General features: G+C 72.2%; 14 protein-coding genes and 1 tRNA gene. 9 read left to right on the top strand and 6 right to left on the bottom strand.

The genetic code is table 11. The annotated features are described in order from the left end of the window. Positions 1–219 precede the first annotated feature (219 nt). Entirely contained in the window at positions 220–1,191 is a 972-nt protein-coding gene (locus tag HCR68_RS05465; protein WP_167147252.1) for a diaminopimelate dehydrogenase, read from the top strand. A 64-nt stretch (positions 1,192–1,255) separates the two neighbouring features. Here HCR68_RS05465 and HCR68_RS05460 read toward each other — a convergent pair whose 3' ends face one another. Further along, entirely contained in the window at positions 1,256–2,326 is a 1,071-nt protein-coding gene (locus HCR68_RS05460) for a glycosyltransferase family 2 protein (RefSeq protein WP_167147249.1), read from the bottom strand. Positions 2,327–2,627: 301 nt separating this feature from the next. Between HCR68_RS05460 and HCR68_RS05455 the strand changes: the two genes are divergently transcribed. Together HCR68_RS05455 and HCR68_RS05450 are read left to right on the top strand one after the other, a co-directional pair. After that, a complete protein-coding gene (locus HCR68_RS05455) occupies positions 2,628–3,713 on the top strand; it encodes a glycosyltransferase (RefSeq protein WP_243858950.1) in 1,086 nt (361 codons plus the stop codon). Beyond that, positions 3,710–4,717 (top strand): glycosyltransferase, encoded by a 1,008-nt coding sequence (locus HCR68_RS05450; protein WP_167147246.1) that lies wholly within the window; start codon positions 3,710–3,712, stop codon positions 4,715–4,717. Before HCR68_RS05455 ends, HCR68_RS05450 begins: the two co-directional genes overlap by 4 nt. A gap of 30 nt (positions 4,718–4,747) precedes the next feature. Here HCR68_RS05450 and HCR68_RS05445 read toward each other — a convergent pair whose 3' ends face one another. The 4 genes from HCR68_RS05445 to HCR68_RS05430 form a co-directional block, all read right to left on the bottom strand. Further along, positions 4,748–6,106 carry a hypothetical protein gene (locus tag HCR68_RS05445; RefSeq protein ID WP_167147243.1) on the bottom strand — a complete coding sequence of 453 codons (1,359 nt, stop codon included), beginning with the start codon at positions 6,104–6,106 and terminating at the stop codon, positions 4,748–4,750. Between the two features lie 6 nt (positions 6,107–6,112). Beyond that, positions 6,113–6,772 carry a chain-length determining protein gene (locus HCR68_RS05440; protein WP_167147240.1) on the bottom strand — a complete coding sequence of 220 codons (660 nt, stop codon included), beginning with the start codon at positions 6,770–6,772 and terminating at the stop codon, positions 6,113–6,115. A 279-nt stretch (positions 6,773–7,051) separates the two neighbouring features. Beyond that, positions 7,052–7,843, bottom strand: a complete 792-nt coding sequence (locus HCR68_RS05435) for a TetR/AcrR family transcriptional regulator (protein WP_167147237.1) — start codon at positions 7,841–7,843, stop codon at positions 7,052–7,054. Between the two features lie 4 nt (positions 7,844–7,847). After that, entirely contained in the window at positions 7,848–9,074 is a 1,227-nt protein-coding gene (locus tag HCR68_RS05430; RefSeq protein ID WP_167147234.1) for an acyltransferase, read from the bottom strand. A 202-nt stretch (positions 9,075–9,276) separates the two neighbouring features. Between HCR68_RS05430 and HCR68_RS05425 the strand changes: the two genes are divergently transcribed. From HCR68_RS05425 to HCR68_RS05410, 4 genes are all read left to right on the top strand, one after another. After that, positions 9,277–9,348, top strand: a tRNA-Gln gene (locus tag HCR68_RS05425). Between the two features lie 205 nt (positions 9,349–9,553). Further along, positions 9,554–10,546 carry an NTP transferase domain-containing protein gene (locus tag HCR68_RS05420; protein ID WP_167147231.1) on the top strand — a complete coding sequence of 331 codons (993 nt, stop codon included), beginning with the start codon at positions 9,554–9,556 and terminating at the stop codon, positions 10,544–10,546. A 164-nt stretch (positions 10,547–10,710) separates the two neighbouring features. After that, positions 10,711–11,703 carry a ribose-phosphate diphosphokinase gene (locus HCR68_RS05415; RefSeq protein WP_126414999.1) on the top strand — a complete coding sequence of 331 codons (993 nt, stop codon included), beginning with the start codon at positions 10,711–10,713 and terminating at the stop codon, positions 11,701–11,703. Positions 11,704–12,313: 610 nt separating this feature from the next. Then, positions 12,314–14,251: a hypothetical protein gene (locus HCR68_RS05410; RefSeq protein ID WP_167147228.1), complete on the top strand. Its 1,938-nt coding sequence runs from the start codon at positions 12,314–12,316 to the stop codon at positions 14,249–14,251. Positions 14,252–14,365: 114 nt separating this feature from the next. On the opposite strand, the gene HCR68_RS05405 is transcribed toward HCR68_RS05410, so the two are convergent. After that, positions 14,366–16,546 carry a chain-length determining protein gene (locus HCR68_RS05405; RefSeq protein ID WP_243858949.1) on the bottom strand — a complete coding sequence of 727 codons (2,181 nt, stop codon included), beginning with the start codon at positions 16,544–16,546 and terminating at the stop codon, positions 14,366–14,368. A gap of 514 nt (positions 16,547–17,060) precedes the next feature. On the opposite strand from HCR68_RS05405, the gene HCR68_RS05400 reads away from it, so the two are divergent. Beyond that, positions 17,061–18,434, top strand: a complete 1,374-nt coding sequence (locus tag HCR68_RS05400; protein ID WP_167147221.1) for a hypothetical protein — start codon at positions 17,061–17,063, stop codon at positions 18,432–18,434. Positions 18,435–18,444: 10 nt separating this feature from the next. After that, positions 18,445–22,251, top strand: a complete 3,807-nt coding sequence (mfd, locus tag HCR68_RS05395; RefSeq protein ID WP_167147218.1) for a transcription-repair coupling factor — start codon at positions 18,445–18,447, stop codon at positions 22,249–22,251. Positions 22,252–22,342: the final 91 nt, after the last annotated feature.

Raw genomic sequence — 22,342 nt, 5'->3', positions numbered from 1 at the left:
CGGGCCGAGAAGAACCTGCTTCTTCTCGGCCCGGCCCGTTGTGGTGCGGGCCGCGCCCGTCCCGTCCGCCAACGCCCGGAGCCGGCCGGGCACCTGCGTGTTGCCGCTCGGGACTCGGTCGCATCCCGCGACACCCCGCCACTCCTCGGTACGTCACACGGCGGCAACACGCCCCGTCCCTAGGATCGCCCTGTAGCAAGACCACAACCAGGAGGGACCATGATCAGAGTAGCGATCAACGGATACGGCAACCTCGGCCGCGGCGCCGAGCAGGCCATCACCAAGAACGAGGACATGGAGCTCGTCGTCGTCTTCACCCGGCGCGACCCGGCCTCGGTCACCACGCAGGGAGCCCCCGTCGCCCACGTGGACGACATGCCCGCCTGGGCCGACAAGGTCGACGTCTGCCTGAACTGCGGAGGCTCCGCCACCGACCTGGTCGAGCAGACCCCGGCCGTCGCGGCCCTGTTCAACACGGTCGACTCCTTCGACACCCACGCCCGGATCCCCGAGCACTTCGCCGCCGTCGACGCCGCCGCCAAGGCCTCGGGGCACATCGCCCTCATCTCCACCGGCTGGGACCCGGGCCTGTTCTCCATGCTGCGGGTCCTGGGTGAGACCGTTCTGCCCGACGGCGCCACCACCACGTTCTGGGGGCCCGGCGTCTCCCAGGGGCACTCCGACGCCCTGCGTCGCATCGACGGCGTCGTGGACGCCAAGCAGTACACCCGCCCGGTGGAGGCGACTGTTGCCGCGGTCAAGGCCGGCGACGACGTCGAGCTGACCACCCGCTCCATGCACACGCGCGACTGCTACGTGGTGGCCGAGGATGGCGCCGACCTGGCCCGCATCGAGCGGGAGATCAAGGAGATGCCCAACTACTTCGCCGACTACGACACGACCGTCACCTTCATCACCGCCGAGGAGCTGGCCGCCGAGCACGCCGGTATCCCGCACGGCGGCTCCGTCATCCGCCGCGGGCACACCTCCGACGGCGTGGCCGAGACCGTGAGCTTCGAGCTGCAGCTCGGCTCCAACCCGGAGTTCACCGGCTCGGTCGTGGCCGCCATGGGGCGCGCGGTGACGCGGCTGGCCGCTCGCGGTGAGTCCGGCGCGCGCACCGTCTTCGACGTGACGCTCGCCGACCTGTCCGCCAAGACCCCCGAGGACCTGCGCGCCCACTACCTGTGAGGCGCTGACGCTCAGGGCGTCCCGCCGCCGGCGCGCGGCGGGACGACAGGGCGCGCCGGCAGGATCAGCTGCGCAGGATGGGCTCGTCGACGTCGGGCAGCTCACCGCGACGGGCGGCCCGCAGGAGCCTCAGGCCGTCGCGGGTGGCCTGCGCGGCCGTGACGAGTGGGCGCCGGGTACGCAGGAACTGGCGCCTGCCGCCGCGCAGGACGATCTCGCGGGCCGCCCGGCCGGCCGTGGCCACCCACCGGCGCTGCACGGACCGGTCCAGGTGCAGGCCGGCGTACAGCAGCCGGTTACGCACGTTGTAGTAGTAGTAGACGTCCGACTTGGCGCGGTCCTCCTGCCCGGAGCCCGGAGCGCTGTCGGGTCCTTGCGACTCGGAGTGAGTACCGCCCTCATCGTGGACGGCGACGGCGCCGCGCGCCAGGTCCAGGCTGCCGCCGGCCGCCAGTACCCGGGCCGAGAAGTCCACATCCTCCCAGTACAGGAAGTAGCGGGCGTCGAAGCCGCCCGCGGCCTCGAAGAGATCCGTCGACAGGGCCAGGCAGGCCCCCGAGAGCCACGGCTGGGTGCCGCCCGGGGGGATCGGCCGTGGTGAGCGGCGCGAGCGCATCGAGCCGTCGGCCAGGCACACGACGACCCCGTCGGAGACGATGCGACCGCTGGAGTCCTTGAGCACCGGCGCCACCAGGGCGAGCCGGTCCGCGTGCGCCCGGGCCGCCAGGCGGATGAGGTCGGCGCGGGCGATGACGGCGTCGGGGTTGAGCAGGACGAGCAGCTCGGCGCCGAGCTCGCGGGCCCGGGCCGCTCCCAGGTTCATGCCGCCGCCGAAGCCCGTGTTCGTCTCCGGCAGCACCGCCTCCCAGCCGCGCGCGGAGGCCAGCTCCACCAGCTCGGCGCGGGCGGCGGGCGTGGAGTAGTTGTCGACGACGACGATGCGCGCCTCGGGGGAGTCCTCGGCCACGCGCGCCAGCGTGCGCTCCAGCAGCGCCGCCGAGTCGTAGCTGACGACCACCACCGCCGTGCGGGACAGCAGCGCGCGGCCGGACAGTCCGCCCGCGGTCTCGGACGCGGCCGCCTCTGCGGTTTCGGCGGCGTCGGCGCGCTGGGCGGGATCGGTGGTGGCGGTCATGGAGCAGGGGCCTTCCGGGTTCTGGGCGGGTCGAGAGCCGAAGCAACGACTCCCGAGGTCTTCAGTGCAGTGGTCGCAGGGTGGTCGCAGGGGGGCGCAGGGTGTCTGAGGGGTGTCGGTGAGCTGTTGGTGAGGTGTGTGCGGGTGCGTGCGGTGGGCGTGGAACCTCCGACGGGGCCGGCGAGGCGACGTCGTCGGGCGGGGGCCGGACCGCGGGGCGCGCCCGGTTCGTGATAGTACCGTTAGACCTTGATATCACGCCGAGAGCCGCCGGCAGGCGGGAGGAAGGACGGGGCTGGACGTGCACCTGACCATCGCGATGCTCACCTACCGGCGCAACGAGTACCTGGCGCAGGTCATCCCCGAGCTGCTGGCCCAGGCCGACGACGTCTCCAAGCCGGGGACGACGGTGGGCGTCCTCATCGTGGACAACGACCCGCGGGCCGGCGCACGAGCCGTCGTCGAGGCCGCCCGGGCGGGCCTGGAGAGCGAGGCACCGGAGCTCTCCGGCGAGCCGGGGGCGGCCGACCGGGCTGATTCGGCCGGCTCGGCCGGCTCAGCCGGCTCGGCTGCGACGTCGGGGCTGGTCTACGTCCACGAGCCGGAGCCGGGCATCGTGGCCGGACGCAACCGCGCCCTGAGCGAGGCCCACGGCTCCGACGCCCTCGTCTTCATCGACGACGACGAGATCCCCTCACCGGGCTGGCTCTCCGCCCTGGTGGGCACCTGGCGCGCCCAAGGATGCGCCGCAGTCACCGGCCCCACCCCACCGACCTTCGAGACGGACCCCTCCGCATGGGTGACGGCCTCGGGCGCCTTCGACTCCTGGGACGCCGCCGACGGCGCCCAGGTGCGCAGCGCCGACACCGGCAACCTGCTCCTGGACCTGGGCGTCGTCGAGCGCCTGGGGCTGCGCTTCGATCCGCGCTACGGACTCACCGGCGGGGAGGACTCCCTCTTCACCCGCCAGCTCACCCGGGCCGGCGGTGTCATCCGCTTCGCGGCCGGGGCTGTTGTCACCAAGCGCGTGCCCGCGGCCCGTGCCACCCGCGCCTGGGTGCTGGAGCGCTCGCTGCGCTCGGGCTCGTCCTGGGCCCGGGTGCGCATCGATACGGCCGGGCCCGCCGGAGGCGGCGTGTCCGGGACACCTGCGCGTCTGAGGCTGCGCCTGGGCTACGGCGCCAAGGGGCTGGCCAAGGCCGGCGTCGACGGGGTACGTGGCGGCGTGGCCCGCGCTCGCGGTGACGTGCCCGCCCAGGCCCGCTACGAGGTCTCCTCGCGCGGGGGCCTGGGCATGGTCGTAGGCGCGCTGGGCGGTCACGTGCGCGAGTACGGCCGCCCCCGCAGCCGGCGGGGCCGGGGACGCACTGGAAGGAAGAACGCATGAGCCGGCTGACGATCGCCATCCCCACCTTCCGGCGCCCCGAGGACCTCGCGCGGGCCGTCGGCGGGGTCCTGACGCAAGCCACTGAGCAGGCCACTGAGCAGGCCGGCCAGGAGAACGGAGGCGGGATCGTCTCCGACGTCGAGGTCCTCGTCATCGACAATGACGCGCAGGGATCCGGGCGCGAGGCGGCCCTCGCGGCGGCCGCCGATGCCGGGGTGCCGGTGCGCAGCTCGCCGGACGAGCCGGTGGAGCCCGGGGCGGTGAGCGTGCGCTACGTCGTCGAGGAGAGGCCCGGGGTGGCGGCCGTGCGCAACCGCGCGCTCGATGAGACCGCCGAGCGCGACCTGCTCGTCTTCATCGACGACGACGAGGACCCGGAGCCCGGCTGGCTCGCCGCCCTCGTGGGGCTGTGGGCCTCGACCGGCTGCCAGGCGGTGGCCGGCCCCGTCATCCCGGTCTACGAGGTCGAGCCGGATCAGTGGGTGCGACAGGGGGAGTTCTTCGTGCGCAGGACCTGGCCCACCGGGACGGTCCGCCCGGTGGCCGCGTCCAACTGCCTGCTGCTGGACCTGGGCTTCGTGCGAGAGGCGGGGCTGCGCTTCGACGAGGCCTTCGGCGCCACCGGGGGAGAGGACACGCTCTTCACCCGCCGGCTGACCGCGGCCGGGGGCGTCATTCGCTGGTGCGACGAGGCGCGCGTGCGCGACCACGTCCCGGCGTCGCGGCTCACCCACCCCTGGATCCTGCGCCGCCAGCGTTCCCATGCCGCCACCTCGGTGCGCGTCGAGCTGGCCCTGGCCGGCGGCGGCGCTCAGCCGGCCATTCGGGCCCGGGCCGCGGCGGGTGGTTTGGTGCGGATCGTCGTGGGCGGCCTGCGGACGGCCGGCGGCACGCTGATCGGCAGTCCGCGGCACGCCGCCAAGGGCGCACGGCTGCTGGCCCGTGGCCGCGGCATCCTGGCCGCCAGCACCGGCGGCGGCGTCCACCGCGAGTACGATCACTGAGGCCTACTCGCGGGCGGGTGCCATCGACGCCTACGGGGACAGAAATTCTGTCCCCGTACGCGCAGAATGTCCCCGGCCGAGTTCAGCCGGTTCGTCGTCGGCGCCCAGCTGGACGGCGTCGCGCAGGGCCGGTTGCAGCACGGCGGCTCCCAGCACGATCGGCAGGTAGGCGGGCAGCACCGTCCACGGCCCGACGAACACGTTCTGCACCACGGTCAGCGCCGCGAAGAACAGCCAGGGCGTGGCCCTGAGCCTGCCCAGGTCGCGCATCATCGCCGCCAGCGCCATCCCGGCGATGAGCAGCAGCAGGAGCGCCCCCGGGATCGACGCGGCCGCCCACATGTCCATGACCCCCGAGTGCAGCTCGATGCGGCCGCCGAACATGAAGTTCTCGACGTAGCCGTTCTCCGGGTCGTAGCCCAGGGCCGCCATGCCTCGCTTGGCCACCCACAGGTCCTCGAAGCGGGGCTTGACGCCGGCGCCGTACCCCCAGGGGCGGTTGCGGAACAGGGCCCAGGAGGCGCCCAGCTCGGGGCGGGCGGACAGCAGCAGGCCCGAGGAGCTCGACGACTGGGCGATGGTCCGGTTCTGGGCGTCCTCGCCCAGGGTCCCGGACTCCGAGGCCGCGACGACCCCGGCCATCGCCGTCACCCCCACGACCGCCAGCACGATGATCTGCGAGACGGCCAGACGCCTCGGGGTGGGCACGTGCCACCGCGCCCAGGACGCCAGGGCCTGCCAGATGACCGTGCCCAGGATGATGGCCAGGAAGGCCAGGGTGGAGCGGGAGTCGGAGACGAGGAAGGCGCCGCTGAGCCCCAGCAGGGCGATGATCTGCAGCAGTCGACGTCGGTTGGCCACGAGACTGAGGACCATGATCGACACCGCCGCACCGATCCCGAACTTCCACGGGTTGGGGTTGGTCTGAATCAGCGGCAGCGAGTCCAGGAACATGCCGAAGCCGACCGCCAGGGCCGCACGCCTCGTTCCCAGTCGGCGCGCCCCCCACACGAAGACGGCCACCGCGCACGGCACCGCCAGCAGGCTCAGAGTGGTGGCGCGGCGGGCCCAGGCCTCCACGACGAAGCTGCTCTCGGCCAGCAGGGACATGATGTAGGCCGTGCCCGCCGCCAGGATGGACAGCACGAGCAGCAGGGAGAACCGGCGCGCGTTGCGCACGGCCGTCCAGGTGATGGGGATCGAGACCAGGGCGACGCAGTCGCCGACGCTCAGTGCGGCGGCCAGCTCGCGGCGCACCCCCACGCAGACGAGGAGGACGACGGCGATCGCCGTCTCCAGCCGCCGTCGCCGGACACTGGGCTCGAGACCGGCCTCGGACGGCGTCTGCGAGCCGTCTGGAGATGCGGCCGGCGACCAGGACTGGGCCACGGCCGGTCAGGAGTCTTCCCGGGAACGACGGCGCCCGATGATGAGCAGCGGGTCCTCGACCTTGTCCTGGGGATTCTTCTGGCTCAGGAAGTACAGCAGGATGGCCATGACGGCGCCGGCGGCCAGGCCGATGGCGGCTCCGATGAGCGCGGTGGAGACGGCCGACAGGCTCGAGGGCGAGGTGGGAGTCGTGGGGGAGTCGACCGCCTTGAGAGTGGCGGTCGTGTTCCCCGGCTGCCCGGAGTTGGACAGGTCACGGGCCACTTTGTCCAGCGCGGTCAGCTCGGCCTCGGCGATCCTGTGAGCGCGCTCGGGGTCGGTGCTGGTGGCCCGGATCTCGACCAGCGTCGTGCCGGTCTTGCTCGTCACCGAAACGGACTTGCGCAGCTCCTGCTGACTGATCCCCGTGGTCCTGGAGACCTCCGCGAAGGTGCTCTCCGAGGTCCCGATCTCCACCAGCGTCGGCATGATGGAGGTCAGGTAGTTGAAGGTGTTGGTGGGGTTGGACTCACTGTTCTCCACCCCCAGGTTCGCGTTGGCAGTGGAGGTGTACTGCGCGGGCGTCAGCAGGCCGAAGACAAGGCCGATGATGGTGCCCAGCACAACGTGCATGACCACAAGGACTGCGTTCTTGCGCAGCGCGATGATGAGGGTTTCCGGGTCCATGGGTTCCGTTTCGGTGATTGCGGGAGCAACAGAATAGCGCGCCCACCAGGACGTGAACCGGGCGCGAGAAGTGAATCACCCCGTTCCCGGGCACTTCTCAGCACCCGCTAGGGCTCGATGCGAGCGGATTGCCCGCGCTTGCGGATCGGCCGACCGGCCGGGGAGTGATGAACCTGACGGCGGATCGTTCGGCTCGGATGCTCGGCGTGACGGCGGCGGCCGGCGGCGGTCAGTACCGAGAGGCCCTGAAAGCCTCTGGGAGGCTCTGGGCGCTTCTCGTCAGACCTGGTCGGACGCACTCGTGGAGCCGCCGGTGCCGTCGGTGCGGGCGCCGGCTCCCCGGGGCGAGACCACCGGGGTCGAGGCGGCCGAGGACCCTGAGGTGTCCGAGGCGTCCGCGGGGTCGGAGTGCAGCGTGGGCCTGGCCCTCATGCCGCGCAGACCGTTCCAGGCGAGGTTGACCATGTGGGCGGCCACCTCCTCCTTGCTCATCGCGCGGTTCTCCAGCCACCACTGGGCCGGCATGGCCACGATCCCCACGAGCATCTGGGCGTACAGCGGCGCCGTGCGCGGGTCGAGGTCGTGGGCCGCGAACTGCGAGGCGAGAATCCCGGAGACCTCGATGGCGACGTCGGCCAGCAGCGTGGAGTAGGTGCCGGCGGCGCGGTCCGAGCCCGACGAGAGGATGCGGAACCCATCAGGGGAGTCCTCGATGTAGGTCAACAGGGCCAGCGCCGCCCGCTCGGCGATCCGGGAGGCCGAGCCGGAGGCATCCGGTACGCCCGTACCGCCGGCGGCGTCCGGGCTCGCTGCGGGACCTGCGGCCGGGTCGGTGATCGCCGAGGAGATCGCGGCCGAGATCGTGGTGATCTCCCGGTCGACGACGACGGCGTACAGGCCCTCCTTGCCGCCGAAGTGCTCGTAGACCACCGGCTTGGAGACCTGGGCCCGGGCGGCCACCTCCTCAACACTGGTGGCGTCGAAGCCGCGCTCGGCGAACAGCCCGCGGGCCACCGCGATGAGCTGCTCGCGCCGCTCACTGGCGCTCATACGGGTGCGCTTGGGGGGCACGGCGTCACACCCCACCGGCTCGGCTGACCCGGCGGCCGGCCCGACGACGCTCGGACCACTGCGTGAAGCGCGCCGAGGCCAGGGCGCCGGTCCGACGCGCCAGCCGGTGGCTGGGAGCCTCGATGTAGCGCTGGAAGAGCCAGGTCAGTGGCGCCGAGACCAGCGGGGCCAGAATGAGCAGCCACCACGGTGAGATCGACTGCGTCAGCAGCCGCAGGGAGACCACGACCGGCTCGTGCACCAGGTAGAGGGAGAAGGACATGAGCCCCAGGTACTGCACCGTGCGCGAGCGCAGCAGGCCGCGCAGCGCCCCGGCGCGCACCACGAGGTGGACCAGGTAGGCGGCCGCCGCCAGGGTGACCGCGTTGGCGACGCGTTGGGCCGTGTGGCTCTCCATCCCCGGCCACCAGGCCAGGGTGATGAGCACCAGGCAGACCAGGGCCTGCGCCGTCGCCCAGGGGCGGGGGCGCTCCGGGACGGGGGCGGGGTCATGGCCCCAGGCCCAGCCCATGACCGCGCCGACGGTGAACACCGGCAGGTAGCTGCCCGAGCCGGGACTGGCGGTGATGACCGGGACGGCCAGGGCGGCCGCCACCGGCAGCCAGGAGATACGCCACCGGGCGCACAGGGCCACCCCGAGGATCATCAGGGGCAGCACGAAGGAGAAGATCGCCTCGGCGTGCAGCGACCACAGGACCGTGTTGCGGTAGGCGTGCTTGGGGATGAGCAGGTACTCCATGAGCATCTGCCGCGCGCCCAGTCCCGTGGGGTGGGTGACGGTCATCCAGTGCCCCAGCACCGGATTGGTCGAGCGCGGGATGAGCAGCATCGCGATGACCGCGAAGGTGGTGGAGGCCGCCGCCGGCAGCCACAGGCGCACGAAGCGCCGGGGGGCGTAGTCGACCCAGTCAAAGCGCCGTCCCTGGGCGTGGCGGCGGGCCACCGGGTAGGTCAGGGCCACGCCGGACAGGACGAAGAAGATGAGGACGGCCTCGTGACCGGCCCACAGCAGGTGGAGCGGGCTCTGGGTCAGGATCCGGTTGAAGGTCCCGGCGGGCACGACGCCGGGGCGGGCACCGACCTCCGCCAGGGCCGGCACGGTCTCCAGGACGTGGTGGATGAGCACGACGACGGCGGCCAGCCCGCGCAGCCCGTCGAGCTCGACGAGCCGCACCGCCGGCCTGCGAGAGGACGGTGAGGAGGGAGGGGGAGAGGCGGGGGAACTGGACATGGGCCCATCCTGCCCTGTCGGCCCGGCCGACCGCGAAGTCCTGCGAGTGTGGCATCGGTCCGCCCGCCCGCCGATGCGGGAGCCGGCTTGAACTGAGGCCGGCTGAGCCGGGCGGCGTCGAAGGTGCCGAGGGCCGCCAGGACGTGAGAGACTGTCCCGGCGTCACGCCCCTGGCCGCCCGGCCGGGGCCGGGATGCACCTTTCCGCCCTGGTGTAGCGGCAGCACGCAGGCCTTTGGAGCCTTGAGGCCCGGGTTCGAATCCTGGGGGCGGAGCGGCGTACTATTCCGTAGTATTTACGGCGTTGGGGTTCCCTCGCTCTCGCGCCCATCGGTGGCCCGCCGGCCGCCTGCGGGATGCGCGCCAGCCCGTCCGTCCATCCGTACCTGATCAGAAACCGTTGGAGTCCGTCCCCGTCTCCGTCCGGTCGCCGGCCGGATCCGTCGGGAGCCCGGGCACGAACCTGTGAGAAGAGGACACGTGACCCCCACCGCACCCGCCGCCGTCATCGTCATGGCCGCAGGCAAGGGAACCCGTATGCGATCGGTCACCCCCAAGGTCCTGCACCGGATCGGCGGTCGCAGCCTTGTGGACCACGCCGTCACCGCCGCCAGGGGGCTCGAGCCCCACCACCTCGTCGTCGTCGTGCGCCATGAGCGCGACGCCGTCGTCGCCCACCTCGCCGAGGTCGCCCCCGACGCCGTCCCGGCCGACCAGGACGAGGTCCCCGGCACCGGGCGGGCCGTGGCCTGCGGGCTGGCCTCCCTGCCCGAGGACCTGACCGGGCCCGTCGTCGTCACCAGCGGGGACGTCCCCCTCCTGGACACCGCCACCCTCCAGGCCCTCCTGGCCCAGCACACCGAACGCGGCGACGCCGTCACCCTGCTGACCACCGAGCTCGACGACCCCAGCGGCTACGGGCGCATCGTGCGCGAGGCCGACGGCACCGTCTCGGCCATCGTCGAGCAGCGCGACGCCACCGAGGCCCAGCGCGCCATCCGGGAGATCAACGCCGGCGTCTACGTCTTCGACGCCGCCCACCTGCGCACCGCCCTGGCGACCCTGGGCACGGACAACGACCAGGGCGAGGTCTACCTCACCGACGTCGTCGCCCACGCCCACCGCTCGGGCCTGTCCACCAGCGCCCTCGTGGTTACCGACCACTGGCTCGTCGAGGGCTGCAACGACCGCGCCCAGCTCGCCGAGCTCGGCGCCGAGCTCAACCGCCGCGTCCTGCGCGACTGGATGGCCCAGGGCGTCGGCGTCGTCGACCCGTCCTCCACCTGGGTGGACGTCACCGCCGAGCTCGCCCAGGACGTCACCCTTGAGCAGGGCGTCCTCGTGCGCGGAACCACGCGGATCGGTCAGGGGGCCCGCGTGGGCGCCTACGCCATCCTCACCGACGCCGTCATCCCGGCCGGCTGCGTCGTCGCCCCCTTCAGCCAGCTCGACGCCGACGGCGCCCAGGCCTGACGCATGAGCGCGCCTGACCGTCGGCCCCGGCTGAGCCGACTGGGGCGACCCGGCCGATCGGGTCGGCTGGGTCGACTGGGTCGGCTGGGTCAGCCACCTGCCTCCAACTCCTCCTCCATCAGTCACACCGAGGGCCGCACCGGCCGTGAGAAGGGAACCACGTTATGACGGGCATCATCACCAAGGGCGAGAAGCGGTTGGTCGTCGTCTCCGGGCGCGCTCACCCCGAGCTCGCCGAGGACGTGGCCAGCGAGCTCGGCACCGAGGTGCTGTCCTCCACGGCCTACGACTTCGCCAACGGGGAGACCTACGTCCGCTTCAACGAGTCGGTGCGCGGCTGCGACGTGTTCGTCGTCCAGTCCCACGGGGACCGTGTCAACGACTGGCTCATGGAGCAGCTCATCATGGTCGACGCCCTCAAGCGCGCCTCCGCCAAGCGCATCACCGTGGTGGCCCCCTTCTTCCCCTACGCCCGCCAGGACAAGAAGCACCTGGGGCGCGAGCCGATCAGCGCCCGCCTCGTGGCGGACCTCTACAAGACCGCCGGTGCGGACCGTCTCATGAGCGTGGACCTGCACACCTCCCAGGAGCAGGGCTTCTTCGACGGCCCCTGGGACCACCTGTGGGCCCAGCCGGTGCTCGTCGACTACGTGCGCACCCGCATCGACCCCGCCAACGCCGCGGTGGTCTCGCCCGACGCCGGCCGCATCCGCGTCGCCGAGCGCTGGGCCAACCAGCTCGGCGGCACGCCGCTGGCCTTCGTCCACAAGACCCGTGACGTCACCCGCCCCAACGAGTCCGTGGCCAACCGCGTCGTCGGCGACGTCGAGGGGCGCACCTGCGTCCTGGTCGACGACATGATCGACACCGGCGGCACGATCGCCAAGGCCGTCCAGGTGCTCCTGGACTCCGGCGCCAAGGACGTCATCGTCGCCGCCACCCACGGGGTGCTCTCCGGCCCGGCCGTGGACCGGCTGTCCACCTGCGGCGCGCGTGAGGTCATCGTCACCGACACCCTGCCGATCCCCGCAGGCAAGCGCTTCGAGCAGCTGACGGTCCTGCCGATCGCGCCGCTGCTGGCCCGGGCCATCAAGGCCGTCTTCGACGACGGCTCGGTCGCCTCGCTCTTCGACACCGTCGGCGTCTCCGGAGCCTGAGACCGGCGCGCCCTGCCGGCCTCAGGTCGGCGTCGGACCGGCACCGGACCGCCATCGGACCGGCACCTGTCCTGCGCTCGCCGGCGCTTGTCCCACTGCGCACTGCTGTGCCTCCGCCCTCGCCGGGCCCCGTCCTCGGGCCCGGCGAGGGCTTTTGCGCGGGCAGTCACGGCTAGGTCGTGTTGCGAAACTAGGCCCGTGGGGATCTCTCAGAGCCGCAGCAAAGCACGCGCCTCGTCGCGGTCGTAGGGTAGGTCGCGCGTTCGAGGGGTAAAGGGTACGACCGCGCGACCTACCCTACGAACGCGCGGATGCCTCGCCGTGGGCAGGGCTGCCCATGACGGCGGGCAGGTTCCCCGCGGTACAGTGATTTGACCAACTGGATAACGGTTTCATTGCAAATCGACCTCTCGGTTGCGTAGCGTGACACCGTCATCAATTCGTGTCCTGCCGGTGCGGGGCGTGTTCCCTGAGGTAACGCGCTCTACCGGTTAAATTAAATGTCGTCACAGGCATTCCAATGGCGGTGTGTTGCGTGCATCCCCGTTGAAGTCGCCGATACGTCATCGCCCCGCGTGCTCGTTCACAGCCATATCTCCCGGAGGTTCCCATGCGCCGCCGTTCCACCACCGCCCGTTCCCTCATCATTCTGTCCCTCCTCCCGCTCCTGCTCGCCTCCATGGTCGTTCTCACCCCCGCCGCCCCGGTGGCGTCGGCAACGGAGGAGGCGGAGGCCAACACAGAGGCCAACTCCGAGGCGGACGCCGACGGGAACGACAAGGCCGACGGCTCGGAGGACGCCGGGAACAACGGGGGCGCCGCCGGCGATCAGGCCTCCGACCCCACCGGCCAGTCGCCCCAGGAGCCCCCGTACACGGCCGCGCCCCTGCCCACGGCCCAGATCGACGGCGTCGCCTGGGGCCAGCTCGTCGTCGGTGACGTGGTCTACGTCGTCGGCAGCTTCCAGAACGCCCGGCCGGCCGGGGCGCCCAAGGGGCAGCAGGAGGTCCCGCGCTCCAACATCCTGGCCTACGACCTCAACACCGGAGAGCTCATCGAGGACTTCGCCCCCACCCTCAACGGTGCGGGACGAAGCCTGGCGGTGTCCCAGGACGGCAAGACCCTCTACGTCGCCGGAGAGTTCGACAAGGTCGACGACGAGTGGCACAGCCGCATGGCCGCCTTCGACATCTCCCAGGGCCACGGGACCCTCATCTCCTCCTTCAGCCCCGTGTTCAGCACAACCGTCAAGGACATCGCGGTGGCCGGAGACACCCTCTACGCCGGGGGCTACTTCACCACGGTGAACGGCCAGCAGCGGGGCCGAGTGGCCGCGCTCAAGGCATCCACCGGGGAGCTCACGGACTGGGCGCCCTCGGTGGAGGGCCCCAACGCCCAGGTCTACGCGATCGAGGTCTCCCCGGACCGCTCCAAGGTGGTCATCGGCGGGTCCTTCTCCTCGGTCAACGGCTCGAACCAGCCGGGTTACGGGATGGCTCTCCTGAGCGCCTCGGGCGGTGAGCTGCTTCCCATGCCCGTCAACGACACCGTGCGCACGGCCGGGGAGCACGCCGCCATCTTCGACATCGCGGTGGACGACGACGGCTTCTACGGCACCGCCTACTCCTCCGTCGGGCGTCTGGACGAGGCCAATCTCGAGGGGAGCTTCAAGGCCGACTGGAACGGCAACCTCGTCTGGCTCGAGCCCTGCCACGGCGACACCTACGGGATCGCTCCCACCAAGGAGATGGTCTACACGGTCGGTCACGCCCACTCCTGCGAGACCATCTACGGCTTCCCCAACATGCCCGAGGTGCGCAAGGATGGCTCCCACCCCCTGTACGTGCGGGCCATGGCCTTCACCAACAGCCCCGACATCACCATCCGCTCCCAGGGAGTGGTCGACGGCTACCAGGACTGGTCGACGTCGGGCTACAAGAGCCCCACGATCGTCGGCTGGTACCCGGACCTGGAGGCGGGCAAGGTCACCGGTATGTCCCAGGCCGCCTACAAGGTGGACGTCACTGACAAGTACGTCCTCATGGTCGGCGAGTTCATCGAGGCCGATGGCAAGGTCCAGCAGGGGATCGTGCGCTACCCGCGGCGGGAGAACCAGCGCACGCAGCCGCCCGAGGGCAACGCCGATACCCTGGCCGCCAAGGCCGAGGTGACGACGTCGGGCTCGGTCAAGGTCTCCTTCACCGCCACCTGGGACCGTGACGACCCCACCCTGACCTACAGCCTCTACCGGGACGATGAGACCACGCCGGTGGCCACGGAGAAGATCGGCGACACCCGCTGGGCGCTGGGGTCCCACAGCCTGGAGGACACCGGCTGCCCGGCCGGCGAGCACACCTACCGCCTCGTGGTCTCCGATCCCAGCGGCAACACGATCACCGCCCAGACCTCGAGCGTCAAGGTCTCCAAGGACGCGAAGAACGCACAGGCCGCCAAGGATGCGGACAAGCAGGCGGGCCAGGACGGCAACGACCAGGCCAACAACGCCGATCAGGCCGATGGCTCCGATAAGGACGGCGAGAACAACTGAGCCGGCGGGCTGAACCGGCACCGGCCGGGTCGGCCCGCCGGCCGAGAACCCGAAGGGCGGGCCCGATGCGTGAGGCATCGGGCCCGCCCTGAGACTGTCAGCGCTTGGCGGGGCCTACCAGGAGCGGCGCGGCGACTGGGTGCTGCGCCGGGCCGAGGCCGCGGAGGCCGCCGAGGCCATCTGCTGGGTGGGCTGGATCGACGGCGGTGGAGGCGGCGGTGGAGCGTCCGGCGGGTCGGGGCTGCGGTGACGGCCGCCGACCGAGGCCGTCACCGGCGTGAGGTGACGGGTCTGGTCGGTGGAGGTCTCCTCGGCCAGCGGTGCCACGAGGGTCAGGCGCGGCTTGGACATCCGCCGACGACGGGCGAGGGTCTGCCGGCGTGAGGGCGCCTGCTGACGCACCGACGTCGGGCGGGCGGCGGAGGACGAGGAGGACTCCGCCTCTGGAGCGGACTCCTGACCCCGGGTGGGGCGTGCGGCCCCTGCGGCGGATGTGGTCTCGGGAGCCGAGGTCGAGCTCTGGGCCCGGCGGCGGCTCGTCGTCGTCGGGAGGGAGGACGCGTCCTGCCAGCCGGTTGGCGATACCGGACGGTCCACTGACGGCGAGGTGATTCGACGCCGGGTGGGCACGCTCGGCGCGGAGGTCGACGCCGGAGTCGAGGCCCGCCGCCTGCCGGGTACCGGCGCAGAGGGGGACGAGGACGACAGGGGCGCGGAGGCCCCCGGAGCGGGCGGGTACTCGCGGGAGGTCCCGGCCGGCGGCGTGGAGGACGCCGGGGAGGCCGAGGATGCCGGGACCGTCTGGCCGGTGGGAAGAGCGGTGCTGCGCCGGGTGGGGGCATCCGGTGCTCCCGGGGAGCGGTGGCTCCCGGAGGCCGTCGCCGACGTGTACGGCTGCACCGCGATCGAGGGGGAGGCGGGCACCGTCAGATCCACGGGGGTGGGAGGCGGTGGCGGCAGGGGTGCGTGCGTGTAGGACGGCGCGCCCTCGGGCTCCGATCCCGATGAGACGATTCCTGCCGAGGCAGCCGACGCCTGCCCGCCGGCCTGCTGGCGGTGCACGGCCGAGGAGATGCCGGAGGTGAAGGAGCCGTGCGCGGGGGCCGAGGCCGCGGACGCCGACGACAGCGACGCGGCCGAGGGCATCGACATCGCCGAGCTCACGGAGGCCGTGGAGCCCGTTGACGATGTGGAGGACACCGAGGAGGTCGCGGTGGAGATCGAGGACGGCGTCGGCAGGGGGGCGTGGTACGGCCCCTGAGCGGATGAGGGCACCGGCGAGGGGGAGTACACGGGGGCGGAGACCGCGGGCATCGCGGTCGTCTGCTCCGGCGCCTGCTGCGCGGAGAAGGTCGGGGCCGCGGCGGACGACGCCGTCGGCTGGGACGTCGGAACCGGCGCCGAGCTCGACGACGACCCGGACACCATGGGAGCCGAGACGGGGGAGGGCATCGAGGCAGAAGCGGCCTGGGGCGCAATGGCCCCGGGCGCCTGAGCGTACTGGGAGGCCTGAGTGAAGGCCCCCTCCGCAGAGGCCGGAACCGGTGACTGGCTCTGAAGCTGCTGGTACTGATAGGGGTCCGGCGTCTGCATCTGAGCCTGGGCCGGGGCGGGGCTCGGCTGCAGAAGAGCGGCCGCCTTCTGCCTCAGAGCATGCAGGGCGGCCGCGGCCCGTCCGGCGCCGCCCTCACCGCTGCGCTCGGCGCCGTGACCGCTGTCGCGGCGGTGGCGGAACATGGCGTAGGAGACGGAGGCCAGTAGTCCCAGCAGCAGCCCGGAGACGGCCGAGGCGCGGGCGCCCGGGCGCTCCATCGTGGCATTGGACGTGGTGGCCGGCGAGGTGGTGCTCGTCGTCATCCCCAGGGCCTCCTTGCCGAGCAGGTCACCGGAGGAGAGCTCCTTGTTGAGGGAGGCCGCCGTCGCCTGTGCCATGTCAACGGCCTTCTGCTTGCTGTCGGCCTTGGCGGTGATGGACAGGACCAGGGTCTCGGGCGGGTTGGTGACCGTCAGGGCGTCCGACAGGTCGGTGGTCCTCATCTTCAGGGAGGTCGCCGCCGGATCCAGGACCTTCGGGCTCTTGGAGAGCTCCACCAGGGTGGGCATGAGGTCCTTGGCCTGGGTCGAGAAGGAGGGAGTCTCCTTGGACTTGGGCTGGATGCCCACAGTGGTGGTCGCCGCTGCCACCGGCTTCGTCGACAGGGCCACCCCGAGCCCGGCCAGGGTGCACACGAGCAGGATGACGAGGCAGGCTACGAGGTTCCTGCGGATGGCGTGAAGGATCTGCGAAGGCTGCACGCTGCTCCTCATCTGGTCTGGATCTGGTCGGTTTCTGGCGGCCGGTCGGATCCGAAGGACCCGACGCATGCTGAAAGGCTACGGCCCAACCCTAACTGTAAGATCACGCTCAGGTCTCGGTGACTGTAGTAGCCTTCGCTGCGCCCCCGGCCACGCCTGGATTCTTCCGTCGCGTGGCACCGGACGATGTGGTGAGTCTTTCACCGGAGCCGTGCGTCAGGCGAGGGTCCTGAGGACTCCCGCCAACGCGGCGAGGAGGACGCCGGAGCCGGCCGAGCGCGGCCGACGCCGTCGGACTTCTTCCGGTCTCGCCTGACCTTGGTCAGGACGGCGGAGGTGCTCTCAGCATCTTCCCGGGCAGTTCCCACAGCGGCACTGCGGCGGGGCTGCGGTCACGGACGCGTTGCCGATGCAGCGCTGACGAGCCGCCCGTTTCACCGATCAGATACCGTGACGGCCGCTGTGACGCTCACCGTGACAGTCACTGTGACAGCCATCATGACAAGGGGGAGAGATGTCCTTGGCCAGGACCCTGTTCATCGTCCTCCCCATGGTGGCCGCAGCCCTGGCGGTCCTCATCCTCGTGGCCGACCGCATCCACCGGCGCCCCATCGTCGGGGCGGGGCTGGTCATGTGCGCCATCGGGTTCGTGCCGGTGTGGGTCATGATCCCCTTCGAGCCCAACGTGCCCCCGGCCGCCCTGGCCTGCTTCCTGGTGATCCTCGCCCTGCTGCCCGGCTTCTCGTGGCGCCTGACCAGCGGGGACCTCATGGTCGCCACCGCCTGGGGGCTGGTGGGCCTGTCCGTCGCCATGGGATCGCCGCTCAACTACGTCCTGTCCGACGTCGTCTTCGGCGCCCTGCCCGCCTACCTCGCCGGGCGGCTGCTCGTGGAACGGCTCGGGCTGCGGCGCATGGCCGAGGTCCTGGCGATCGTGTGGATCATCGTGTCCGTGCTGGCGCTGTTCGAGGCCGTCACCACCATCAATCCCTTCAGCTACATCACCGTCCACAACAACCTCTACGAGGAGTGGGCCCCGCCTCTGGCCAGGGGGAGCCTCACCCGCGTCGAGGGGGCCTTCGGGCACCCCATCGCCCTGGGGGTGTGCCTGGCGGCGGGGATCCCGCTCATCCTGGCGACGCGGTGGAGGCCGGGCTACCGGATCGCGGCCGGCGCCCTCGTCCTGGGGGCGACCATCCCGACCTTCTCCCGCGCGGCCATCGCGTGCGCCGTCATCGCCGTCATCCTCAGCCTCATGCAGGTGCACACCAACATCCCCGCCCTGTGGCGGATGAGCTTCCTCATGGTGCTGGTCGGTGTGGGCAGCGTCCTGCTGCCCTACGTCCTGGGCGTCTTCGACTCGGCCGGCCGCGAGCAGGAGGACTCGGCCGGTTACCGCGGCGACATCCTCGTCCTCGTGCGCCAGCTCAAGCCGCTGGGGCTGTCCTCGGCCTACCAGAAGTCGGGGGACTCGGTCGCCTGGGGCGGTTACACCTCCATCGACAACCACCTGCTCCTGACCGCCCTGCGCTTCGGCTGGATCCCCGTGGTCCTCATCATGGTGGGACTAGTGGTCTACCTGGCGCGGGCCTTCGTCCAGCGCTCCAACCCCGCCCAGATCGCCCTGCTCAGCCTCATCCCGGCCTACGGGACGGTCGCCTTCATCACCCAGATCGGCACCGTCGTGTGGCTCATCGCCGGGATGGCGGCCTCGGCGCAGGTCTCGGTCCTGCTGGAGAGCCGCAACAACACCGCGGGAGGCGGGGTGGGCGTCGTCGCCGGACAGGACAACCCCTGGAACCGCATCCGGGGCAGGGACTGGTCCCGCAGCGCCTTCACCGGCCGACCGGTCCGTCCTGACAGTGGTGCCGGGGCCGGGAGTCACTAGACTCGCGGCCGTGCTTCTGACCGCGCTCCTGCCCCCGCTGCTCGCCGACGCCGACATCGCCCGCACCGTTCGCGCAGCCGCCTCGCGCTCGCGCTCCGACCGCGGCCTCGTCGTCGCGCCGGGCGCCCGGCCCGCCGTCCTGGCCGCCATGACCCTGGGGGAGGAGGGTGTCAAGCGGGTCGCCGGCGACGCCGCCGGAACGGCCGAGGCCGCCGTCGGACAGCGGGGAACGGGTGACGACGCAACCTCGGGCACGCCCCTGCTGGTCGTCACCGCCACCGGCCGCGAGGCCGAGGAGACCGCCCTGGCCCTGCGCAGCTACCTGCCGGCCGACGACGTCGCCGTCATGCCCGCCTGGGAGACCCTGCCCCACGAGCGACTCTCGCCGCGCGCCGACACCGTCGCCCAGCGCCTATCCGTCCTGCGGCGCCTGGCCCACCCCGAGGAGGGCGGCGCGATCCGCGTCCTCGTGGTCCCCGTGCGCGCCCTCCTGGCCCCCGTCATCGCGGGGCTGGGCGAGCTCGAGCCCGTTCACCTCGCCCCCGGCCTGGCCCTCGGCCTGGAGGAGACCGCCCGCCGCCTGGAGGCCGCCGCCTACACCCGCGTCGACATGGTCGAGTCCCGCGGCGAGTACGCCGTGCGCGGCGGCATCCTCGACGTCTTCCCGCCCTCCGAGCCGCGGCCGGTGCGCGTGGACTTCTTCGGCGACGAGATCGACGAGGTCTCCTCCTTCGCCGTCGCCGACCAGCGCACCATCGAGGCACTGCCCGCCGTCACCGCCACCGCCTGCCGCGAGCTGGTCCTGACCGACAAGGTGCGTGAGCGCGCCGCCGCCCTGACCGACGCCGTCCCCGGCGCCGCCGACATGCTGGAGAGGATCAGCCAGGGCATCGCCGTGGAGGGCATGGAGTCCCTGGCCCCGGTGCTGGTCGACGCGATGGTCCCGCTGCTCGACCTCGTCGGCGACCGGCTCACAGTGCTCCTGGAGCCCGAGCGGGTCCGCAAGCGCGCCGAGGACCTGACGGCCACCACCACCGAGTTCCTCGCCGCCGCCTGGACCTCGGCGGCCTCCGGCGGCACGGTCCCCGTCGACCTGTCCGCCGCCGCCTTCGCCCACCTGGCCGAGGCCCGGGCACTGGCGATGTCCACCAACCGCGGCTGGTGGTCCTTCACCGCCCTGGCCGCCGGCCCCGAGACCACCCGCCTGCCCCTGAGCGACCCGCGCACCTACCGCGGCGAGCTCGATCGGGCGGTGGCCGACCTGGGCCAGTGGGCCCGCCAGGGCTGGACCGTCGTCGTGGCCACCGACGGGCCCGGGCCCGGTCGGCGCATGGCCCAGCTCCTGGGCGACGGCGACGTGCCCGCCCGCATCGTCGACCAGCTCTCCGAGGTCGGCGAGCTCGGCCGCGACGGCGACTGGGCCCCCGATGAGGCCGCCCCCTCCGAGGTGACCGACGGCGTCGATAGTGTCGATAGTGCTGCCGATGGTCCCGGCGGCGGTGCGGTGCCCGGCCCGGGCGACGGCGTCGTGCGCGTCACCCAGGCCAGCGCCGGTCACGGCTTCCTGGCCGAGGGGCTGCGCCTGGCCCTCATCGCCGAGTCCGACCTCACCGGGCGGGCCTCGGCCGGCCCCCGTGAGCGCCGCAGCCTGCCGGCCCGCCGCACCCGCCGCTCCGTGGACCCCCTGTCCCTGCACGCCGGGGACCTCGTGGTGCACGCCCAGCACGGGGTGGGGCGCTTCATCGAGCTGAGCCGGCGCACCGTGGGCGGGGCCCGCTCATCGGCCACCCGCGAGTACCTCGTCATCGAGTACGCGCCCTCCAAGCGCGGCCAGCCCGGCGACCGCCTCCTGGTGCCCACCGACGCCCTGGACCAGGTCACCAAGTACGTCGGCGGCGACAGCCCCGCCCTGAGCAGGATGGGCGGCGCCGACTGGGCCAAGACCAAGTCCAGGGCCCGCAAGGCCGTGCGCGAGATCGCCGGGGAGCTCGTGCGCCTCTACGCCGCCCGCGCCGCCACCACCGGCCACGCCTTCGGCCCCGACACCCCCTGGCAGACAGAGCTGGAGGAGGCCTTCCCCTACACCGAGACCCCCGATCAGCTCTCCACCATCGACGAGGTCAAGGCCGACATGGAGAAGGCCCAGCCGATGGACCGGCTCGTGTGCGGCGACGTCGGCTACGGCAAGACCGAGATCGCCGTGCGCGCCGCCTTCAAGGCCGTCCAGGACGGCAAGCAGGTCGCGGTCCTGGTGCCCACGACGCTGCTGGTCAGCCAGCACGCCGAGACCTTCACCGAGCGCTACGCCGGCTTCCCGGTGACCGTGGGGGCCCTGTCCCGGTTCCAGGACGCCGCCGAGTCCGCCAAGGTGCTCCAGGGCCTGGAGAAGGGGAGCATCGACGTCGTCGTGGGAACCCACCGCCTCATCACCGGCCAGGTGAGGTTCAAGGACCTGGGACTGGTCATCATCGACGAGGAGCAGCGCTTCGGGGTGGAGCACAAGGAGACCCTCAAGGCGCTGCGCACCAACGTGGACGTCCTGTCGATGTCCGCCACCCCGATCCCGCGGACCCTGGAGATGGCGGTCACCGGACTGCGCGAGATGTCCACCCTGGCGACCCCGCCCGAGGACCGCCACCCGATCCTGACCTACGTGGGCGCCTACGAGACCAAGCAGGTCTCCGCCGCCATCCGCCGCGAGCTGCTGCGCGAGGGGCAGGTGTTCTTCGTCCACAACCGGGTCGAGGACATCGACGCCACCGCCGCGCGCCTGGCCGAGCTGGTCCCCGAGGCGCGCGTGGCCACCGCCCACGGTCAGATGAACGAGCACCAGCTGGAGGCGGTCATCGACTCCTTCTGGCGCAAGGAGACCGATGTGCTCGTGTGCACCACGATCGTGGAGACCGGCCTGGACGTCTCCAACGCCAACACCCTCATCGTCGACCGCGCCGACCGCATGGGCCTGTCCCAGCTCCACCAGCTGCGCGGGCGCGTGGGGCGCGGCCGCGAGCGCGCCTACGCCTACTTCCTCTACCCCTCGGACAGGCCGCTGACCGAGACGGCCCTGGAGCGCCTGCGCACCATCGCCACCAACACCGACCTGGGGGCCGGGATGCAGGTGGCCATGAAGGACCTGGAGATCCGCGGCTCGGGCAACCTGCTGGGCGGCGAGCAGTCCGGGCACATCGCCGGGGTCGGTTTCGACCTCTACGTGCGCATGGTCTCCGAGGCCGTCTCCGCCTACAAGAAGGCCCTGGCCCGCTCCGGGAGGGCCGGCGCCGACGCCGTCGGCTTCGAGGAGGGCGATGACGAGGACGTGGAGCTGCGCATCGAGCTGCCCGTGGACGCCACGGTCCCCGAGGACTACATCCCTCACGAGCGCCTGCGCCTGGAGGCGTACACGAAGTTCGCGGCGGCGCGCTCGGGCGAGCAGGTCGACGACGTCCTGGAGGAGCTGGCCGACCGCTACGGGCCGGTGCCCGAGGCGACCGCCCGCCTGGCGGCGCTGGCTCGGCTGCGGGCCCTGGCGGCCGAGCTGGGGGTGCGCGAGATCGTGGCCCAGGGCAAGTCGGTGCGCTTCGCCCCGGTGGACCTGCCGGAGTCGGCGCGCATGAAGGTGACCCGCCTCTACCCGGGTACGGTCCTCAAGCCGGCCACGCGTACCATCGTGGTGCCCGCGCCGGGCACCAACCGCATGGGCGGGGCGGCCCTGTCCGGCGAGGAGGTCGTGCGGTGGGCCGAGGTGCTGCTGCACGCCGTCGTCGAGGGCGATGCCGCCTACGAGACCGAGGCCACCACCTACCGCAAGCGCCGCTGAGGGCCGCTCCGGTACCGGCTCCGGCTCTGCGGCTCCTGATCCACGGGTACTCCACGAAGGTTGGGGGCCACTCCACGGGAGTTGACCGCAC

Origin of the sequence: Actinomyces sp. ZJ308, assembly GCF_011752065.1 — a bacterium.
Taxonomy (GTDB): Bacteria; Actinomycetota; Actinomycetes; order Actinomycetales; family Actinomycetaceae; genus Actinomyces.
The sequence above is the reverse complement of the archived record's forward strand: the minus strand, read 5'-3'. Positions and strand labels throughout refer to the sequence as shown.